Raw genomic sequence first — 20,191 nt, 5'->3', positions numbered from 1 at the left:
ATTTAAGAAATCAAATCTCTGGTTGTCTTGCTGTAGCTATATAATTTTCATTAAATAAATCTTCTTTATTCAGCAACCACAAATCTTTGTATGTATTATCGTGCTAAAGTGATAAAGTACTAAAACATTATACCATACAAGAAGCAAATTTCACAAACAATTTTGTCCATTTAGTACAAATATAAAAAGATGAAAAATTTGATTTTTCACCTTTTTATATTATATATTTATTCACATTTTTGGTACCTATATTTATTAAATTTATCAAGTATCTCTGGATTATCATTTATAAATGAAATATATTTTTCAAAGCACCTAATAGTTTCATTACTTAAAGTATGCTCAACTTTTTCAACCTCTTCTAAAATTTCTCCTTCTCCCACACCTAATAATTTTAAAAAAGCTGAAATAGTATTATGACGTTTTAATAAAGATTTTCCTAGTTTTTTTCCTTCATCTTTAAGAGTAACTACTCCATACTTTTCATATAATAAAAGACCCATCTCACCTAATCTTTGTACCATTCTAGTGGCAGAGGGTGGATGCACATTTAGCGCTTCAGCTAATTCATGAACCCTTGTAAAACCTTTATCTATTGACAGCCTATATATCATTTCAAGATAATCCTCCATAGATGCTGTTAAGGTATTATCTTCTTTTTTCATATATTCACTAAAAGTACGAAAATCGGTATTTTTCATATTTTTTCACCTTCTTTTAAGGTTTATAACCCTTTAGTAAATTATATGATTAATAAATTTTAAAATTACATATCGTAACATTTTTATAACGACATTCATATTTTATATTAGCTATAAAAATTAGTCTAACCTAAATATATTAATCTAAGATAATTTTTTAATTCACAGCCAACTATATATAATTCAATGTTAGAAATTTAATGCATTATATATAGATTAACAAAGAAGGTGAACTGTAAATTGGATAAAGGAAGTGTATTAACAAATACTCATGACATAAAGTCTATGAACACCAGCATAAATTCTATTTCAAAAAAATTTAAATATGTATTAAAGTTTTTAGGGCCAGCATTTATTATCAGTGTAGCATATGTTGATCCTGGTAACTTTGCCACCAATATTAGTGCTGGATCAATATTTAATTATAATCTTGTATGGGTTATTTTCTGGAGCAATTTAATGGCTATATTTCTTCAAATACTGTCGGCGAAATTAGGTATTGCAACGGACAAAAACCTAACCCAAGTATGCAGAGAAGTATTTTCAAAAAAAATGAATTGGTTCTTTTATATAACATGTACTCTTGCAGCTATGGCCACAACAATGGCAGAGTTTTTAGGAGGAGTACTTGGATTTTATTTACTATTTGGTATGCCATTATTATATTCAGCTGCTTTAACTGCAGTAGTTACATTCATAATCAGTTATCTTCAAAAATATGGTCAAAGAGTTGTTGAGCTTATTATAACTGTTTTCATTGCTATAATATGTGTTTCATATACCTTAGAATTGTTTCTTTCAAATCCTAAATGGGGAGAAGTTGCCACTCATACCTTAATACCATCTATCCCCAATAATGAAGCAATTTTAATTGCGGTAGGAATGCTTGGAGCTACAGTTATGCCTCATGTTATTTATCTTCATTCAGAACTTGTTCAAGCACGTAATACCGGTAAGACTATAGAGGAAAAGAAACGACATTTACACATGGAAAAAATAGATATATTCCTAGCAATGAATATTGCTTTTATTGTAAATGCTGCTATGGTAATAGTGTCCGCAGCAGTTTTTCATAGTAAAGGCATAAATATACAATCAATAGAAGGAGCACATAAATCATTGGAACCACTTTTAGGTGGTCTATCAAGCGGTGCATTTGGAATAGCTTTACTTGCCTCTGGTTTTTCGTCATCTTCTGTGGGTACAATGGCAGGTGAAACAATTATGGATGGTTTTGTGGATATAAAAATTCCTGCGAATCTTAGAAGAATAATCACCATGGCTCCAGGAATACTTATTATCATTGCAGGAATAAATACAACAAAAGCACTTTTAATGAGTCAAGTATGCTTAAGTTTTGTACTTCCTGTTGCTGTCATATCGCTGCTTACAGTAACCAATAGAAAAGATTTAATGGGTGCTTTTGTCAACAAACCCTTTACCAAATTTCTTGGTTTTGTAATTTCAACAGTGATAATAGTTATGAATGCAGCCTTACTATTCCTAACATTTAAATAAAACGAAGTAACAATGATTTGGAACATTAAAAAAGTTCTATAATAATATATTAGCATTTGAAAATTCTGTAGGTACGGAGGAATTTTTTTCTTAAACTCATGAATCATGTGAAATAATAATATTGCAGAACGATTTAAATAAATATCAATTAACTTCTTAGATTTATGATGTTTATTTAATGTTCTGCAATATTATTATTTCACAAATTATAGTTTGTTTATCATACTTGCAAGATAGCCTGCTCCAAAACCATTATCTATATTAACTACACTTACTCCACTGGCACAACTATTGAGCATTGAAAGAAGTGCTGAAAGTCCTCCAAAATTAGCTCCATATCCTACACTTGTCGGAACGGCAATAACAGGTTTATCAACAAGTCCACCTACTACACTTGCTAGGGCTCCTTCCATGCCTGCTATCACAATAACAACTTTAGCCTTCCTAATAACATCTATCTTGTTAAAAAGTCTATGTATTCCCGCAACTCCAACATCTACAACCCTCTCTACTCTATTTCCATACACCTCAGCCGTTTCAGCTGCTTCTTCAGCTACTGGCAAATCAGAAGTTCCCGCAGTAACTACTGCTATATAGCTGTCACTTATATCTTCTTTATTTCTCTTGACACTAATAACCCTAGCAAGTTCATTGTATTCAGCATCCTTGCAAATTTTCTTGACCTCTTCATACATTTCCTTTGATGCCCTCGTTGCAAGTATATTGCTATTACCTTTCATCATATACTGAACAATGCCCTTAACCTGCTCTATTGTCTTTCCTGCACAATATATAACTTCAGCATATCCAGTTCTATTTTCTCTACTGTTATCAATAGCAGCATATCCAAGATCTTTATATGAGAGTTCCTTTATTTTACTAACAGCTTCTTCAGTACTTATATTACCTTGTTTTATACCTTTAACCATACTTATAATTTCATCTTCACCCATGTGTACATTCCTCCATTAACAATAACTCCTATCTTATCTATCACCTTTCAGTGTTTCTTTTACAGCATCATATACTTCTTTTATACTCACATTATTTTTTTTAGCCAATCCTTTGCAATCATCATATTCAGGTTTTGATTTTATTATTTTTCCATTAAGATAAGCACTTTTTACAGCAACCTGTCCTAAAGTCGTATTTATTTTTCTAAACTCCCTTTTAAGCATGGTTTTAGTGACTGTATAGCTTCTGCATCCAAGACTTGTAGTTTCCTTAAAAATAATATATTTTATCTTTTGGATATTGCCTTTACTGCACAATACACTTAATTTATTTCCCGGTCTCCCTTTTTTCATTATTATTGGAGTTATGTATACATCCTTTGCTCCAGCTTCAAATAATTTATCCATTACATATTCATAAATTTCAGGATTCATATCATCTATATTGCTCTCTAAAACCGTTTCTTCAACATTTTCCATTTCGCTTTGGGTATTTTCATCACTCACTTCACCTATCATCACTCTCAAAACATTCGGTATATCTATATCTGCATGTCCTATTCCGTAAGAAACTTTATTTACCTTGAAACTTACTTTATCAGTATACTCTGAAACTTGAGATTTTAATATTGCCGCTCCTGTAGGTGTTGTAGTTTCAATATTAACTCTCCCTAAACTAACTTTAACATCTTTTAATATTTCACTTGTAGCAGGAGCAGGTATTGGAATAATTCCATGAGCACATTTAGCAAATCCTCCACCAAGCTCAATTGTAGAGCACATTATCTTATCTACTTTTAAATAATCAAAACATATTGCTGCCCCAACTATATCAACAATAGAATCAACAGCCCCAACCTCATGGAATTGAACTTCATCCATAGACTTACCGTGAACTTTTGCCTCCGCCCTTGCAACTTCATAAAAAATATCCAGACTTATTTTTTTTACATTATGATTTAGGCTACTTGAATTTATTATTTTCTCTACATCCTTCATTGTTCTGTGATGATGGTTGCGATGGTTATGTTGCTCACATACAGGTTCATCTAAAATAACATCAACCCGTGTACCGGTTATACCATTTTTTTGATCCTTTTTTACCTTAATACCATAACCATGAATCCCTAATTTACTTAATTCTCTTAAAATATAATCTTTATCAACACCTAGATCTATCATAGCCGCTAGATTCATATCTCCACTTATTCCCGAAAAACAATTATAGTATAAAATTTTCATCCACAGTACATCTCTTTTCTTATCTTAAATAATGTTATTTTTATATAAAAAATTTGTATCATTAATAATTTCATCATATGAGCCATCTCTAATAATCGTGTGATCTTCTGAAAAAACTATGGCCCTTTTAAAAACATCTTTTACATATTCAAAATCATGAACCGAGCACAATATAGTCTTGCCTGCGTTATTTAAGCTAATTATAAATTCTCTCAGGAATCTCTTAGTTTTAGGGTCAAGTCCGCTCATAGGTTCATCTAATACATAAACTTCAGGATTTAGAATAGCCGTGGCTGCAATTGCTACTCTTTTTTTCTCTCCTCCGCTTAAATGATATGGTTGTCTATCTTTTAAGTTCTCTATATTTAAAAATTTTAATGTATCCATTACTCTATGCTTAACTTCAGTTTCATTTATCCCCATCTGCCTCGGTCCAAACGCAATTTCATCATATACATTAGAACAAAAAAGCTGGACATCAGAATTTTGAAAAACAAAGCCTATTTTTTTGTGAAACATCTTCGCAAAAGCTTCATCTCTAAGTTTTTTTTCTGTTATTTCATTGCCTTCGAAAAAATATTGACCTTTTTGAGGGAAAATCAATCCGTTTATAATTTTCATTATGGTAGATTTCCCACTTCCATTAACTCCAATTAGAGCAACGGCTTCCCCTTTATCAATATGTAAATTTATATCTTTAACTGCAATTTCATCTTTATCATAATAATATGCTGCATTTTTAATATCGATCATCTAATCACAACCTATCAAAATAAAAGTATGTAAGTATAAATAATATATCAAGTATAAAACATATATAATCCATAATCTCGAAATCAATTTTTGATTTAGTTTTATATACTCCGGAAAATCCTCTACACTTCATGGCACTATACATCTCTTCGGAGCTCTCTTTTGACTTTATAAATACAGTACCAAGAATTCCACCTGCAACTTCATTTTTATTTCTACTTTTTCCTATAGATCTAAGTCTAATTGCATAAAGCATACTCAAGCATAAGTTTCCTAAAAGAATTATATATTTTATCATAATATCAAAAATAAAAATAAAAATGTCAGGCACATGAAATATTTTAAAAGTTCCTACAAGCTCATCTAAGTCACTTGCAACTGCAAACATATTAGCTATAGAAACTGAAAACAAAACCTTAAGGAAAATCATCAAAATATTATTTCCATATCCTAAAAAAAGAGCTGGCAACAGCATTATTGCTGTAAAAATTCCAATTCCTAAATCATTTTTTAAAACACGGCGCATTTGATTTGTCGAAAGAAGGTTTATTAGAACCGTTACGAGTACAATACATATTAAAATAAATGCAAATGATTTTGATAAAGATACAAATACAATCAAAACAAATGCAGATATAAGTTTAGTTAATTCATTTATTATGGCAGATTTTTCTTTATCTTTTCTGCAAAATTTAAGTATAATGCAGAGCATTGTTATTATATTTTTTTCTAAGAATCTCTCTCTACCCTTCTGCGGCCTGTAATCATCTTCTACTAAAAGCCATTCTGGCATCTTAACCTTTTGCATTATTTTCACCTTTTTTTGTACTGCTAATCAATCTAAATATTATTATGATTAGTGATACTCCCAGTACTGCTGACAAAATATATCCTACTATGTCAGAAATTCCCTTTATAGAATATCCATTCATGAAAGCATTATATTTAATTCCTTTTAACATTCCACTCGGTACATAACCAAGGGTCTTTCCGCCACTTACAACAGTTTTTATTTCGCTCGGAGACCATTCTCCCCAGGCTGAACCCGATGCAATAAGTCCAATCGGAGTAAGTATTATTAGAATTGCAATTAAAGCATAAATAGCTTTAAATTTTGCCTTTTTACCTTCATAAATAGTTCCTTTTGAAACTCTTTTAACAAATCCCAATACCCCAATTGTTATAATTACTTCTAAAATACCAACAACAGCGAGATGAGGAATAAGCATAGAAGGTATTGTTATTTTTAAGGGGTATGGACAGTATAGTGGCATCCCAAATTTATCTTTAAAAAGTAGTGGTTGTATTCCAAGCTCAATTGAAGCACAGAGCGCTGCTGCATTTATACCTACATACGAACCAAGAGCAGCTGCAATTTTTTCATTTTTTAATTTATCCTTAAAAAAACTATAAATACCATATCCCACAAACGGAATAACAAATGCCATATTAAAACAATTTGCTCCATAAGCTAAAATACCACCATCACCAAAAAGTAATGCCTGTACTAAAAGTGTGATTGAAATACACAATGTTGCAGCCTCTGGTCCAAGCCAAATAGCTAAAAGTGTTCCCCCTACAGCATGGGCTGTCGTACCTCCTGGAACAGGAACATTAAACATCATAGTCAAAAATGAAAGTGATGCACCTACCCCCATAAGAGGCATTTTTTTTATATCTATTCTCTCTTTTACTTTTTTAGATACTGTTACCCATATTGGCAGCATTACTGTTCCCATTGCAGCACAAGTTGCAGGGCTTAAATAATTGTCTGGTATATGCATTATATTAAACCTCCTTAAAAACAAAAAAAGTCATAAAAATTGATAGTTAAAACAATATCAACCTTCGTGGCTTACATTAATGACTTAAAATATTAAATTTGCAAATAATTATATGCTCTCGTAGCACACGCTTATACTAGCATACAATTTTTCTTTTGTAAATATGCATTTTTTTATTAATTTTAATTCACAATATATAAAAATTAAATTTGATAAAAATTTATAAATTATAAAATTGACATTATCACAATATTGATTTATATTAAATTGCAAATCAACTATAGAGTTTTTATATCAAGTTTTTAACTTATATTTATTTTAAAATATCGACTTAAAAGCATGTAATATGCCACATGTAAGTTAAGACTAGAGTTAAAAATCCTAAACCAATGAAAATGGAGGATTACATATGGAACTTCAAGAGAAATACGAAAATCTAAAAAATATTTTAAAAAATATGCAAAGTGCCTTAATCGCATATTCAGGAGGAGTAGACAGCACCTTTTTATTAAAAGTGGCACATGATGTTCTTAAAGATAATGTCATTGCAGTAACAGCTAAATCTTCAACATATCCTGAAAGGGAATTTAAAGAAGCTGTTAAATATGCACAAGAAATTGGTGCAAAACATAAAACGATCATATCCGAGGAACTTGATATAAAAGGATATGTAAGCAACCCTAAAAATAGATGTTACTACTGCAAAAAAGAGCTATTCACTAAATTAAAAAAAGAAGCTGATAATTTTGGAACTAAGTATGTACTTGACGGATCTAATTCTGATGATATGAATGATTATAGACCTGGTATGAAAGCAGCAGAAGAATTAGGAATTACAAGTCCTTTAAAAGAAGCCGGTTTAACAAAAGACGATATACGTACTCTATCTAAAAAGCTCGATCTTCCTACGTGGAACAAGCCTTCCTTTGCATGTTTATCATCAAGATTCCCTTACGGCAATAAAATTACAAAAGAAAAATTAAATATGATTGACAGAGCAGAAACTTTTCTTTTAGATCTTGGTTTTAAACAATTGAGGGTAAGATGTCATGATACAATAGCTAGAATAGAAATTTCTCCAGATGAGATGGAAAACTTTTTAAATTCAAAAATAATCATGGAAGTAAACAAAAAATTAAAAGAAATTGGCTTTCTTTATGTAACCCTTGACCTTGGTGGATATATATCTGGAAACATGAATAAAACTTTAGATAATAATTAATTTAGGAGGATGATTACCATGAATATTGTCGTAATAGATGCTCAAGGTGCAGGATTGGGACAAGCAATAATAAAAAAATTATTAAAGTCGATTGATAAAAGCTATATGCATATTATCGCACTAGGCACAAACTCTACAGCTGCTAGCAATATGCTAAAATGTGGTGCAAATATTGGAATAAGTGGCGAAAAACCAATTTGTTCATTTTGCAAAGAAAATAAAATTGACTGCCTGATAGGCCCTATAGGAGCTATTTGCTCTAATGGCATACATGGTGAAATAACTCCTCTTATTTCTAAAACCTTATTTTGTTTAGAATGCACCAAATATATAATTCCACTTAGAAAATGTGGTATATACATACCTGGTACAACCGATTTTAAAATAAAAGACATGATTGATGAAATAATATTAGATATAAAAAGAAGCATTTTATGATGCTTAACCCGTTAGACTATTAACTTCAACAATAAAATATAAAATAAATATCCACTAGCTGCATTAAAGTTATCAACATAATGTGAATAACTTTAATGCAACTAATATCAATTTAAAACAAAACCAAATAAATAATCCACATCCAATATACGTATTATATCATTGTCAATATCAATGATCTTTTCTTTTTTCAACTCATGAAGTATACGATTTACACTGCTTCTGGTTGAAATTCCACAAAATCCTCCTATATCTTCATTGGTTATTGGAAAATCTATTAGATACCCTTCTCCGTCTTTTTTCCCAAACATATCTATTAATTTATATAAAAAAGCACAAACCGCCCCCTTTTTACTATTCATAGTCGTGATTTGCCTTTTTTGTATACTGTTTGATAACTCATTTCTGTAATAATTATTTATATATTCCTGTAATTCTGTACTGTCATGCACATATTTCCAAAATGTAACTCTTGGAATTTTATAAAAAACTGCTTCTTTAGATTCAACTCGCACATTAAATGGTGAAGATGTGTACTCACTAACTTCATCTCTCAATAAAGAAATAATATTAGGTGTGTTGATATAAGAAATATTGAATTCACGTCCATCCTTTAAAATAATACTCGTTTTAATTATTCCCTCTTTTAACACATACGTATATTGCTGTTCCAGCCCATAATATGTAAGATACGTATGATGTTTTTTTGTAATGACCTGTGCATTATACATTTCTAAAAAATTTATTAAAAAATTTGAATCCACGTATAAATCCCCCCAGATAACTATATTAATCATTTATAAAAGAATTCAGAAATGTGTACTTGTTAGCATTTGTTAACAACATATGATATTTTACCATATTAAATTTTGATTTACACTAGCTAATATAAAAAAAAAGGAGATGTATATTATGCCAAATTTCAAATTACCTTATAATTCAAAAACCATTAATCTTGAATTAAATGAAAATAATTTTGCTGGTTTATTAGAATCAAAACAAGATAATTACAAATGTGATGAAGAAGAAAGAGAAGTTGTTGAAAAATCACTAGATAATGTACTTGGTGGACCACGTCTAGAAGAATTAGCAAAAGGCAAAAAAAATATAGTTATAATTAGCAGTGATCACACTAGACCAGTCCCTTCACACATTATTACGCCTATTTTATTAAGAAGAATCCGCAGTGCAGCACCTAATGCACGTATCCGCATTCTAGTTGCTACAGGCTTTCATAGACCAAGCACAAAGGAAGAATTGATAGGCAAATACGGAGAAGAAATTGTAAATAACGAAGAAATAGTAATGCATGATTCTAAAGATGATTCAGCTATGAAAAAAATAGGAACTCTGCCAAGCGGCGGAGAATGTATAATAAATAAAATTGCTGCTGAAGCTGATTTACTTTTAGCAGAGGGATTTATAGAAGCACATTTCTTTGCTGGATTTTCTGGCGGCAGAAAATCAGTATTACCTGGTATTGCTTCATATAAGACAATTATGGCAAACCACAGCGGAGAATTTATAAGTGATAAAGGCTCTCGAACCGGAAACTTATGCCATAATCTAGTTCATCAAGATATGCTTTACGCAGCAAAAACCGCCAAATTAGCTTTCATCATCAATGTCGTATTAAATGGTGAGCATAAAATCATTGGATCCTTTGCCGGTGATTTAGAAAAAGCTCATTCAGCAGGCTGCGAATTTGTAAATAGTTTAGCTTGTGTAAATAAAGTTGATTGCGATATAGCTATATCTACAAACGGTGGATATCCTCTTGATCAAAATATTTATCAAGCAGTTAAAGGCATGACAGCTGCCGAAGCAACATTAAATGATGGTGGAATTATTATTATGGTTGCTGGCTGCATAGACGGTCATGGTGGTCAAGATTTTTACGACAACTTAGCTAACGTAAAGGATCCAAAAGAATTTTTAGACTTAGCAGCAGAAACTCCCAGATTAAAAACTTTACCAGAACAATGGACATCACAAATTTTAGCTAGAATTTTAGTACATCATAAAGTTATTATGGTTTCCGATTTAATAGATCCCTCATTAGTAACTAATTTGCACATGGAAATTGCAAAAACTATTGATGAAGCGCTAAAACGTGCATTCGAGCTAAAAGGGAAGGATGCAAAGGTTGCAGTAATACCTGATGGTCTAAGCGTTATCGTTAAATAGTATAGCGTACTAAAACAAATGAAAAATTATATAGAACACAACAGGAGGAATAATACATATGTTTAATCATTTAATCGCCGAATTTTTAGGTACCGGATTTATGATTTTATTCGGTGTCGGTGTACACTGTGATGAAGTACTAAAAAATACTAAATACCGTGGAAGTGGTCATCTATTTGCCATTACAACGTGGGCCTTTGGAATTTCAGTTTCTTTATTTGTTTTTGGAGGTGTATGCATTAATCCTGCTATGGCTTTAGCTCAAAGTATACTTGGAATGATTCCCTGGTCTTATTTTGTACCTTATTGTATAGCAGAATTTTTAGGTGCCTTCACTGCTTCATTAATTATATACGTAATGTATGCTGATCACTTTAAAGCCAGTGAAAATGAAGTAGATCCAATTGCTATAAGAAATATCTTTTCAACCAATCCAGTTATCCGTAACTTGCCAAAAAACTTTTTTGTAGAAATGTTTGCAACCTTCATATTTATAACTAGTATTTTGGGTATAGCGACAAATGCTAAAAGCATGCTTCCAATAGGTGTTGGTCTTTTGGTCTGGGCAATTGGTATGGCATTAGGTGGACCTACAGGATTCGCAATGAACCAAGCTCGTGATTTAGGACCTAGACTTGCATTTCAAATACTACCGATAAAAAATAAAGCCAATAACGATTGGCAATATGGATTGCTAATACCTGGCATTGCACCTTTTGTTGGTGCTTCATTAGCTGCATTATTTGTACGTTGCTATTTTGGCATATAACATTACAAGCCCTTTCAACAAAATTAAAAATAAAAAACTCAGAGTTTTATTTTACCTACAGCTCTGAGTTTCTACATTAATGTATGTGTTTTTTAATCAAGTACAACCATATTCTCGATATTGGCACCAGGAGGAACTATAGGTGTTGCCATCTGATCCTCATCTACTGTAAAATCAACTACAACTGGTCCGTCATGATCAATAGCCTTTTTAAGAGCATCTTCAACTCCAGCATTTGTATCAACCTTTATAGCAAATGCACCATATCCTTCAGCTATTTTCACAAAATTAGTATCTCTTTCAAGTGTTGTACTGGAATATCTCTTACCATAAAATAAATTCTGCCACTGTCTTACCATTCCAAGAACACTATTATTAAGCAAAATTATCTTTACAGGCAAATTATATCTAACAGCTGTTGCAAGCTCATTTATATTCATTCTAAAGCTTCCATCCCCTGCAATATCAAAAGTCATTTTATCTTTTCCAACGCTAGCACCTATTGCTGCACCAAAGCCATATCCCATAGTTCCAAGACCGCCTGATGTTAGAAAAGTTCTAGGTTTAGTATAAACATAACCTTGAGTTGCCCATATTTGATTTTGTCCAACCTCTGTTGTTATAACTGCATCTCCATCCGTAAGCTCATATAACTTTTTAATTACATATACAGGATTTACAGCTGCATTGGCATCTATTTTCACAGTCTTTGAATTATCCTTCCCTATAAGAGACAAGGCATGATTTGTCCAATCACTATTTTGTCTTTCCTCTAATTTCGCATTTAATTTTAGAAGTACACTCTCTACATCTCCAATAATCCATTCATCAGCTTTAATGTTTTTGGAGATTTCCGCTTCATCAATATCTATATGAAGTATTTTGGCATTCTTAGCAAAAGTATTGGCATTACTTGTAACCCTATCACTAAATCTACAGCCAATTGCTATTAATAAATCGCTCTCACATATACTTTTATTAGATGCTGCTGTTCCATGCATTCCAACCATACCTGTGAACATCTCATCCTTACCACTAAAGCTGCCAAGTCCCATCATTGTTGAACAAACGGGACATTTAAGTCTTTCTTGAAACTTTTTAAGCTCTGCTTGACAATTTGATATATTACAGCCGCCGCCAACCATAATTACTGGCTTTTTGCTTTCATTAATAAGCTTAACTGCACTATCTATTTCTTTGTCATTTACCTGAGATTTTTTAATTTCTTCAGGTTTAATAGGTTCATATTCACATTCTGCAGCCGTTACATCCTTAGGCACATCAATTAAAACAGGACCCGGTCTTCCACTTTTAGCTATATAAAATGCCTTTCTTATAGTATCTGCCATATCTTCAACTTTTCTAACTATAAAGTTATGCTTAGTTATTGGCATTGTAATATCTGTTATATCAACCTCTTGAAATGAATCCTTTCCTATTAAAGAATTACCAACCTGACCTGTTATAGCTACCATAGGGACTGAATCCATATACGCAGTTGCAATTCCAGTAACAAGATTTGTAGCACCTGGGCCAGAGGTTGAAAGACATACTCCAACTTTTCCTGTTGCCCTTGCATAGCCATCTGCTGCATGTGATGCTCCCTGTTCATGAGATGTAAGTACACATTTTATATCTGAAAATGAGTATAGAGCATCAAAAATATTTAAAACTGCTCCTCCTGGATACCCAAAAATAGTATCCACACCTTGTTCTTTCAAACATTCAAGTATAATTCTGGAACCGTTATATTTCAATTTTATCACTCCTTTGTACTATGAAAAACAGCCCCCGTACAAGCTGATGATACGCCCTGTCTATAGGTATTTAAATATCCCTTTACAGGCTTTTCAACTTTTTCTGGCTTTCTATTTTTAAACTCGTCTTCTGGTACTAGTACATTGATAGTTTTCTTTTCTATATCTATTTCAATCATGTCTCCCTCTTGAACTAATCCAATTGGGCCACCTTCAGCTGCTTCTGGAGATACATGACCTATTGATGCTCCTCTTGTAGCTCCTGAAAATCTTCCGTCTGTTATAAGTGCAACACTCTTATCTAATCCCATACCTGCAAGAGATGCTGTTGGAGATAACATTTCCTTCATTCCAGGTCCACCTTTAGGTCCTTCGTATCTTATAACTACAACGTCACCCTTGTTTATCTTTCCTCCAAGGATAGCAGCTGATACTTCTTCTTCACTATTAAATACTCTAGCTGGGCCTTTATGATGCATCATTTCAGGTGCAACTGCTGCTTTCTTAACAACAGCACCATCTGGAGCTAAATTTCCTCTTAATATTGCAAGTCCCCCTGTAGTACTGTATGGATGATCCATTCTTATAACATCACTGTTTTTAATTTCAGCATCCTTTACATTTTCATATAATGTCTTTCCTGTGACAGTCATGCAATCCTTATGTAAAAGACCTTTCTTAAACAGTCCATTTACAACTGCAGGTATTCCCCCAGCCATATGTAATTCTTCTACATGATGGTGACCTGCCGGGCTTAATTTGCATACATCAGGAACTTTTTCGCTTATCTCATTTATCTCATCAAAGTTAAGATCTACATCACATTCATATGCTATTGCTGGCAAATGAAGAAGTGAGTTAGTAGAACCACCTAATGCCATATCTACTGCAACTGCATTCATAAATGCATCCTCTGTAAGTATATCGCTAGGTTTTATTCCATTTTTAACAAGATCAACTATTCTCATACCTGCTTTCTTAGCAAGTCTTATTCTTTCTGAGAATACAGCCGGAATTGTTCCGTTGTAAGGAAGTGCTAATCCTAAAACTTCAGATAAGCAGTTCATAGAATTTGCTGTAAACATTCCAGAACATGATCCGCAAGTTGGACAGGCCGTTCTTTCTAACTCCGCCAGTTCTTCCATTGACATTTTTCCTGATGAAACTGCTCCAACTGCTTCAAATACAGAACTTAAATCTGTAGTTTTGCCATTTGTCTTTCCAGCAAGCATTGGTCCTCCACTTATTACTATTGAAGGTATATTAACTCTTCCTGCTGCCATAAGCATTCCTGGAACTATTTTATCACAGTTTGGTACAAGTACTAATCCATCAAGTGCATGTGCTTTAGCCACAATTTCAACGCTGTCTGCTATAATTTGTCTTGATGGAAGGGAATAACTCATTCCTTTGTGGTTCATTGAAATTCCATCACAAACTCCAATAGTTCCAAACTCAACAGGAATTCCGCCTGCCATTCTTACTCCATCTTTTACTGCTTTAACTATTTTATCAAGATTCATATGCCCCGGTATAAGTTCGCTGTAAGAATTGGCTATTCCTATAAGAGGTCTATCCATTTCCTCATCTATAAAACCTAAAGCTTTAAAAAGAGATCTATGAGGAGCCTTTTCAACTCCTACTTTTGCCTTATCAGAATTCATCTAAACCGCTCCTTTTCATATTTTATTTATTATATCTCTGCTAAAACAAGTTTTCCCATTTCCTTAGTACCAACTTTTTTAGTACCCTCTGTGTATATATCTCCTGTTCTGTAGCCCTTATTTAACACTTTTTGTACAGCATTTTCTATATCTTTTGCTGCTTCAGTCATGTTAAAAGAATACTCAAGCATCATTGCTGCTGAAAGAATTTGAGCTAAAGGATTAGCTATATCTTTTCCAGCAATATCTGGTGCAGAACCATGTATTGGCTCATACATTCCAAAGCTGTCATTTCTAAGACTAGCAGATGGAAGCATTCCTATTGAACCTGTTACCATAGAGGCTTCATCTGTTAAAATATCTCCAAATAAATTACTTGTTACTATAACATCAAACTGTGATGGATCACGTACAAGCTGCATTGCTGCATTATCTACATAAAGATAATTTAATTCAACCTCTGGATATTCCTTTGCAACTTCTGTTACAGTTTCTCTCCAAAGTCTTGATGATTCTAGTATGTTTGCCTTATCTACAGATGTAACCTTTTTATTTCTCTTCATAGCTGCTTTAAATGCAGTATGTGCTATTCTCTTGATTTCTTCTACATTATATCTCTCAGTATCATAAGCTGAATTTATTCCATCTTGAACATCTCTACCTCTTTTTCCAAAATAAATTCCGCCTGTAAGTTCTCTGACAACAAGCAAGTCTACTCCTTTGTCTATGATGGACTGTTTTAATGGTGAAGCTGACTTTAAAACATCATAAACCTTAGCAGGCCTCAAATTTGCAAAAAGTCCAAGTCCTCCTCTTAAACCCATAAGTGCTTTTTCAGGTCTTTTATCTCCAGCAAGATTATCCCATTTAGGTCCTCCAACTGCACCTAAAAGTACTGCATCTGATTTTTTACATTCATCTAAAGTTTCCTTTGGAAGAGGCTCTCCACATGCATCAATTGCACATCCTCCAGCTTTAACCTTAGTGAAATTAAATTTTGTATCGTACTTTTCTCCGACCTTATCTAGTACCTTCATTGCCTCTTCTACTATATCAACGCCTATACCGTCTCCAGGTATAACTGCAACTTTATATTCTTTCATTTAATAACCCTCCAATTTAGATATATTTCTTTCAAATAAGCACTAGCCCCAGCACTTATCTGAAACTTTATTATAATATTATTTAATTAAAATAATCCTTTTTTAACACAGTTAGTAAGTCCCTCATTCTTCATGATTTTAAGCATGAATTCTGGGAAAGGTTGAGCTTTATATTCCTTATTTAAAGTTACATTTTTAATTTTTCCTTCTATAAAATCGACCTCAAGTTTATCCCCTGTACTTGCATCATTTACAGCTTCTTCACATTCAAGTATTGGAAAACCTATATTTATTGAATTTCTGTAAAATATTCTTGCAAAGCTCTTAGCAATAACGCATGAAACTCCTGCTGCTTTTATACAGATTGGTGCATGTTCTCTTGAAGAACCGCAGCCAAAGTTTTTTCCGCCTACTACGATATCTCCTTTTTTTAACTTTTTAAGAAAATCTACATCCAAATCTTCCATACAGTGTTTTGCAAGTTCTTCTGGTACTGAGGTATTCAAATATCTTGCTGGTATTATTACATCTGTATCAATATTATCTCCATATTTTAAAACATCGCCGTTAACTTTCATATTATAAAACCTCCTCTGGTGATACTATTTTCCCTGCTATAGCTGAAGCTGCTGCTACTGCTGGACTTGCTAAGTAAACTTCACTCTTAGGATGACCCATTCTACCTACAAAGTTTCTGTTTGTTGTAGATACAGCTCTCTCTCCTTCTGCAAGTATTCCCATATGACCTCCAAGACAAGGTCCACAAGTTGGTGTGCTTACAACGCCTCCAGCCTCTATAAAGGTTCTAACAATTCCCTCGTCCATAGCCTGTAAATATATATTTTGTGTTCCAGGGAATACTATAAGTCTTATTCCCTTTTTAACTTTTTTACCCTTAAGTATTGATGCCGCTACTCTAAGATCACTCATTCTTCCATTAGTACATGAACCTATTACTACCTGATCTACTGGAACCTCTCCAACCTCATCAATAGTCTTAGTGTTTTCAGGTAAATGTGGGAATGCAACTGTAGGTTTTAAAGTACTTAAATCTATTTCTATAACTTTGCTATAAACTGCATCTTCATCAGCTTCAAAGCTTAATAATTCTCTATTTGTTCTACCCTTCATGTATTCAGTAGTCTTCTCATCTACAGGGAAGATTCCATTTTTAGCTCCTGCTTCTATTGCCATGTTTGCAATTGTAAATCTATCATCTATAGATAAATTTGCTACGCCTTCACCTGTAAATTCCATTGATTTATAAAGTGCTCCATCAACACCTATCATTCCGATTATATGGAGTATTAAATCTTTTCCAGAAACCCATTTATTAAACTTACCCTTTAATACAAACTTTATTGCCTCTGGAACTTTAAACCAAGCTTTACCTGTTGCCATTCCAACTGCCATGTCAGTACTTCCAACACCTGTCGAAAAAGCTCCAAGTGCTCCATAAGTACAAGTATGTGAATCAGCACCTATAATTACATCTCCAGGAACAGCAAGACCTTTTTCAGGGATAAGTGCATGCTCAATTCCCATTTCACCTATTTCAAAGTAGTTTTCAATTTCTTTACATCTTGCAAACTGTCTTATCATTTTACAGTGTTCTGCTGATTTAATATCTTTATTTGGAGTAAAATGATCTGGTACTATAGCTACCTTTTTCTTATCAAACACCTTATCTATTCCCATAGTTTTAAATGCTTTAATAGCTACTGGAGTAGTTACATCATTTCCTAATACAAGATCAAGTTTAGCCGTTATAAGTTGTCCTGCCTCTACATAGTGGAGTCCTGCATGATGCGCAAGTATTTTTTGTGTCATAGTCATAGGTTTTTTCATTATTTTTCTTCCTCCTTATTGCATTGTATTAATTTATATTCTACTGAATCTACTAATGCCAACCAACTGGCTTCTATTATGTCATATGAAACACCAACAGTTGTCCATGTTGAAGCACCATCTGTAGACTCAATTAGTACTCTTATTTTTGCACTAGTTGCCTTTGTTCCAGTAATTACTCTTACTTTGTAATCAGTAAGATATACATTAGAAAGCTCTTTATAAAATACGCTAAGTGCCTTTCTCAATGCCTTATCGAGGGCATTTACAGGACCCTTACCATCTGCTGCTGTTATCTCAAGCTTTCCATTAACCATTATTTTAACTATTGCAGTAGCACTTATTTCATCATCATATGGTTTTTCTGCAATAACCTTATACTCTACAAGATGAAAAGATGGTTTAAAAACATTAAGTTCTTTTCTCATCAAAAGTTCAAAGCTGCCCTCAGCACCTTCAAATTGATATCCAATGTACTCTAAATCCTTTATTCTTTTAACTACTGCCTTAGTTTCTGGTGAATCCTTGCTTATATTAGGATTTATTTTCTTAAGTGCTGGAAGTATTGTACTCCTACCTGAAACTTCTGATACAAGTATTCTTCTAGAATTACCAACAGAAGTAGGCTCTATATGTTCAAAAGATTTAGGGTTCTTTCTAACAGCATCTATATGCATACCACCTTTATGAGAAAATGCACAGTTTCCAACATAAGCAGTTCTCTCATTAGGTGTCATGTTGCAAGCCTCACATATATATCTATAAGCGGACATTAGATATTCAATTTTACCTTCATTTATGGTTTTATATTGCATTTTTAAATTTAAATTTGCTATTATAGTTGACAAATTAGCATTGCCGCACCTCTCACCAACACCAGTAAATGTACCTTGAATATGTTTTATCCCCCTATTTACTGCTATAATTGAATTTGCAACTGCCATGCCAGCATCATCATGAAAATGTACACCAATATTATCAAAATCTAAATCATCAACCAAATATTTAAGTATATCACTTGTCTCTTCTGGCATAGTGCCACCATTAGTATCACAAAGTACTATCCAGTTTGCCCCTGCATCCTTTGCAGTATACAAAACTTTTAAAGCATATTCTCTATTATTTTTAAATCCATCAAAGAAATGTTCTGCATCAAATATAACTTCTTTTTTCAATGAAACTAAGTACCTTATACTGTCACCTATCATATTAAGATTGTCTTCAAGGGAAGTCCTTATTATATCCGTAACATGAAAATCCCATGCCTTCCCAAAAATGCACAATACCTCTGCACCACTATTTATAAGCCTCTTTAATCCCCCATCTTCCTCAGCTAAAACGCCTGATCTCCTAGTACTCCCAAAAGCACACAGCTTTGAATTTTTTAATTTCAAATCTTTTATTTCTTCAAAAAATTCTCTATCTTTTGGATTCGAACTTGGGTTTCCAGCTTCTATATAGTCAATTCCTAATTCATCCAGCTTTTTTACTATTTTTAATTTGTCAGCTACGCTAAAAGAAACCCCCTGTGCTTGTGAACCATCTCTGAGTGTACTATCAAAAATATATACTTTCTTATTTATTCCCATTTCCTAACCTCCTAACTTGTATGATTTAATAAAAGATTATGACTATTTCGACTATTGAAATTTTTTGATTATTCCATCATCTATTGGTTATAGTTAACAATTTTATGTATAAAAAAGCGACCAAATTCTCTGCTTGGGGCGAGAACTCTGGTCGCGCGGTACCACCCAATTTTTTTACTTTAAGCAATAACAAAGACACTATAATATATGCAATAAAAAAATTACTCAAATATAATAGTGACTATTTTCTCTATTAAAATCAATCATTTAAAAACTTCATCATCAATTAGACTATGATAATGATGATAGTACGTAATTCATAAAATGTCAATAGTATTTTCTTTTTTTTATTACTATTTTTCTTAAATTAATTTATAATTATTAATATTTATTTTAGTGTCTACTTTAATTGCCAAATTATCATTTTTGCTTAACTGCATTTTTAATTTATCAATAATACAATGCCTATTTTAAATAAGTATAATTATTACAATTTCATTATGCATAAAAATACAAAAACCACAGTTGACACGGTTTTTTTTTTATAGTATAGTAATCATAAGTTAAAAACGATGACGGAGAAGAGTAAACAAAAATATGCTTTCAGAGAGTGGGTGTTTTGGTGGGAGCCCATAAGCTACATTTGTTAAAAATCACTCCAGA

At 32.6% G+C, this 20,191-nt stretch carries 18 protein-coding genes and 1 other annotated feature (1 of these 19 cut by a window edge); of the genes, 5 read left to right on the top strand and 13 right to left on the bottom strand.

The window, feature by feature from the left end:
• Positions 1-227: 227 nt before the first annotated feature.
• The gene (gene mntR, locus BEE63_RS12595) at positions 228-701 is read right to left on the bottom strand and encodes a transcriptional regulator MntR (protein WP_066021716.1); all 474 of its coding nucleotides are present in this window, start codon (positions 699-701) and stop codon (positions 228-230) included.
• Positions 702-986: 285 nt separating this feature from the next.
• Here mntR and BEE63_RS12590 point away from each other — a divergent pair, with 285 nt between their 5' ends.
• Positions 987-2,219: an Nramp family divalent metal transporter gene (locus BEE63_RS12590; RefSeq protein WP_066023229.1), complete on the top strand. Its 1,233-nt coding sequence runs from the start codon at positions 987-989 to the stop codon at positions 2,217-2,219.
• Positions 2,220-2,425: 206 nt separating this feature from the next.
• On the opposite strand, the gene larB is transcribed toward BEE63_RS12590, so the two are convergent.
• Genes larB through cbiM form a run of 5 tightly spaced genes read right to left on the bottom strand, consistent with a single transcriptional unit; the run spans position 2,426 to position 6,951 of the window.
• On the bottom strand, positions 2,426-3,172 hold the full coding sequence (larB, locus tag BEE63_RS12585; RefSeq protein WP_066021715.1) for a nickel pincer cofactor biosynthesis protein LarB: 747 nt from the start codon (positions 3,170-3,172) through the stop codon (positions 2,426-2,428).
• A 33-nt stretch (positions 3,173-3,205) separates the two neighbouring features.
• A complete protein-coding gene (gene larC, locus BEE63_RS12580; protein WP_066021714.1) occupies positions 3,206-4,414 on the bottom strand; it encodes a nickel pincer cofactor biosynthesis protein LarC in 1,209 nt (402 codons plus the stop codon).
• 24 nt (positions 4,415-4,438) lie between these two features.
• Positions 4,439-5,167, bottom strand: coding sequence for an energy-coupling factor ABC transporter ATP-binding protein (locus BEE63_RS12575; protein WP_066021713.1), 729 nt, complete (start codon positions 5,165-5,167; stop codon positions 4,439-4,441).
• Between the two features lie 4 nt (positions 5,168-5,171).
• On the bottom strand, positions 5,172-5,975 hold the full coding sequence (locus tag BEE63_RS12570) for an energy-coupling factor transporter transmembrane component T family protein (RefSeq protein ID WP_242874925.1): 804 nt from the start codon (positions 5,973-5,975) through the stop codon (positions 5,172-5,174).
• Positions 5,962-6,951, bottom strand: coding sequence for a cobalt transporter CbiM (gene cbiM, locus BEE63_RS12565; protein WP_066021712.1), 990 nt, complete (start codon positions 6,949-6,951; stop codon positions 5,962-5,964). Before cbiM ends, BEE63_RS12570 begins: the two co-directional genes overlap by 14 nt.
• Before the next feature lie 409 nt (positions 6,952-7,360).
• Between cbiM and larE the strand changes: the two genes are divergently transcribed.
• Together larE and BEE63_RS12555 are read left to right on the top strand one after the other, a co-directional pair.
• Positions 7,361-8,173, top strand: coding sequence for an ATP-dependent sacrificial sulfur transferase LarE (larE, locus tag BEE63_RS12560; RefSeq protein WP_066021711.1), 813 nt, complete (start codon positions 7,361-7,363; stop codon positions 8,171-8,173).
• A gap of 18 nt (positions 8,174-8,191) precedes the next feature.
• The gene (locus BEE63_RS12555) at positions 8,192-8,611 is read left to right on the top strand and encodes a DUF3842 family protein (protein ID WP_066021710.1); all 420 of its coding nucleotides are present in this window, start codon (positions 8,192-8,194) and stop codon (positions 8,609-8,611) included.
• Positions 8,612-8,718: 107 nt separating this feature from the next.
• Here BEE63_RS12555 and BEE63_RS12550 read toward each other — a convergent pair whose 3' ends face one another.
• Complete coding sequence (locus BEE63_RS12550) at positions 8,719-9,375, bottom strand: Crp/Fnr family transcriptional regulator (RefSeq protein WP_066021709.1); 657 nt, start codon at positions 9,373-9,375, stop codon at positions 8,719-8,721.
• Positions 9,376-9,523: 148 nt separating this feature from the next.
• Here BEE63_RS12550 and larA point away from each other — a divergent pair, with 148 nt between their 5' ends.
• Positions 9,524-10,798 (top strand): nickel-dependent lactate racemase, encoded by a 1,275-nt coding sequence (gene larA / locus BEE63_RS12545; RefSeq protein WP_066021708.1) that lies wholly within the window; start codon positions 9,524-9,526, stop codon positions 10,796-10,798.
• 58 nt (positions 10,799-10,856) lie between these two features.
• The gene (gene larD / locus BEE63_RS12540; RefSeq protein ID WP_066021707.1) at positions 10,857-11,567 is read left to right on the top strand and encodes a D/L-lactic acid transporter LarD; all 711 of its coding nucleotides are present in this window, start codon (positions 10,857-10,859) and stop codon (positions 11,565-11,567) included.
• A 92-nt stretch (positions 11,568-11,659) separates the two neighbouring features.
• On the opposite strand, the gene ilvB is transcribed toward larD, so the two are convergent.
• The 6 genes from ilvB to cimA form a co-directional block, all read right to left on the bottom strand.
• The gene (gene ilvB, locus BEE63_RS12535; protein WP_066021706.1) at positions 11,660-13,324 is read right to left on the bottom strand and encodes a biosynthetic-type acetolactate synthase large subunit; all 1,665 of its coding nucleotides are present in this window, start codon (positions 13,322-13,324) and stop codon (positions 11,660-11,662) included.
• A 5-nt stretch (positions 13,325-13,329) separates the two neighbouring features.
• Positions 13,330-14,988 (bottom strand): dihydroxy-acid dehydratase, encoded by a 1,659-nt coding sequence (gene ilvD, locus BEE63_RS12530; protein ID WP_066021705.1) that lies wholly within the window; start codon positions 14,986-14,988, stop codon positions 13,330-13,332.
• 29 nt (positions 14,989-15,017) lie between these two features.
• On the bottom strand, positions 15,018-16,091 hold the full coding sequence (gene leuB, locus BEE63_RS12525) for a 3-isopropylmalate dehydrogenase (protein ID WP_066021704.1): 1,074 nt from the start codon (positions 16,089-16,091) through the stop codon (positions 15,018-15,020).
• Positions 16,092-16,177: 86 nt separating this feature from the next.
• Positions 16,178-16,669, bottom strand: coding sequence for a 3-isopropylmalate dehydratase small subunit (gene leuD, locus BEE63_RS12520; RefSeq protein WP_066021703.1), 492 nt, complete (start codon positions 16,667-16,669; stop codon positions 16,178-16,180).
• A 1-nt stretch (position 16,670) separates the two neighbouring features.
• Positions 16,671-17,939, bottom strand: coding sequence for a 3-isopropylmalate dehydratase large subunit (leuC, locus tag BEE63_RS12515; protein WP_100369884.1), 1,269 nt, complete (start codon positions 17,937-17,939; stop codon positions 16,671-16,673).
• Complete coding sequence (gene cimA / locus BEE63_RS12510; RefSeq protein ID WP_066021702.1) at positions 17,939-19,528, bottom strand: citramalate synthase; 1,590 nt, start codon at positions 19,526-19,528, stop codon at positions 17,939-17,941. Before cimA ends, leuC begins: the two co-directional genes overlap by 1 nt.
• Before the next feature lie 563 nt (positions 19,529-20,091).
• Positions 20,092-20,191, top strand: a binding site (T-box leader) (it continues 111 nt past the right edge of the window).

The sequence above is a fragment of the Clostridium pasteurianum genome (assembly GCF_001705235.1).
GTDB lineage: Bacteria > Bacillota > Clostridia > Clostridiales > Clostridiaceae > Clostridium_S > Clostridium_S pasteurianum_A.
Note: the sequence above shows the minus strand (reverse complement) of the source record. Positions and strands in the feature narration are given on the sequence as shown.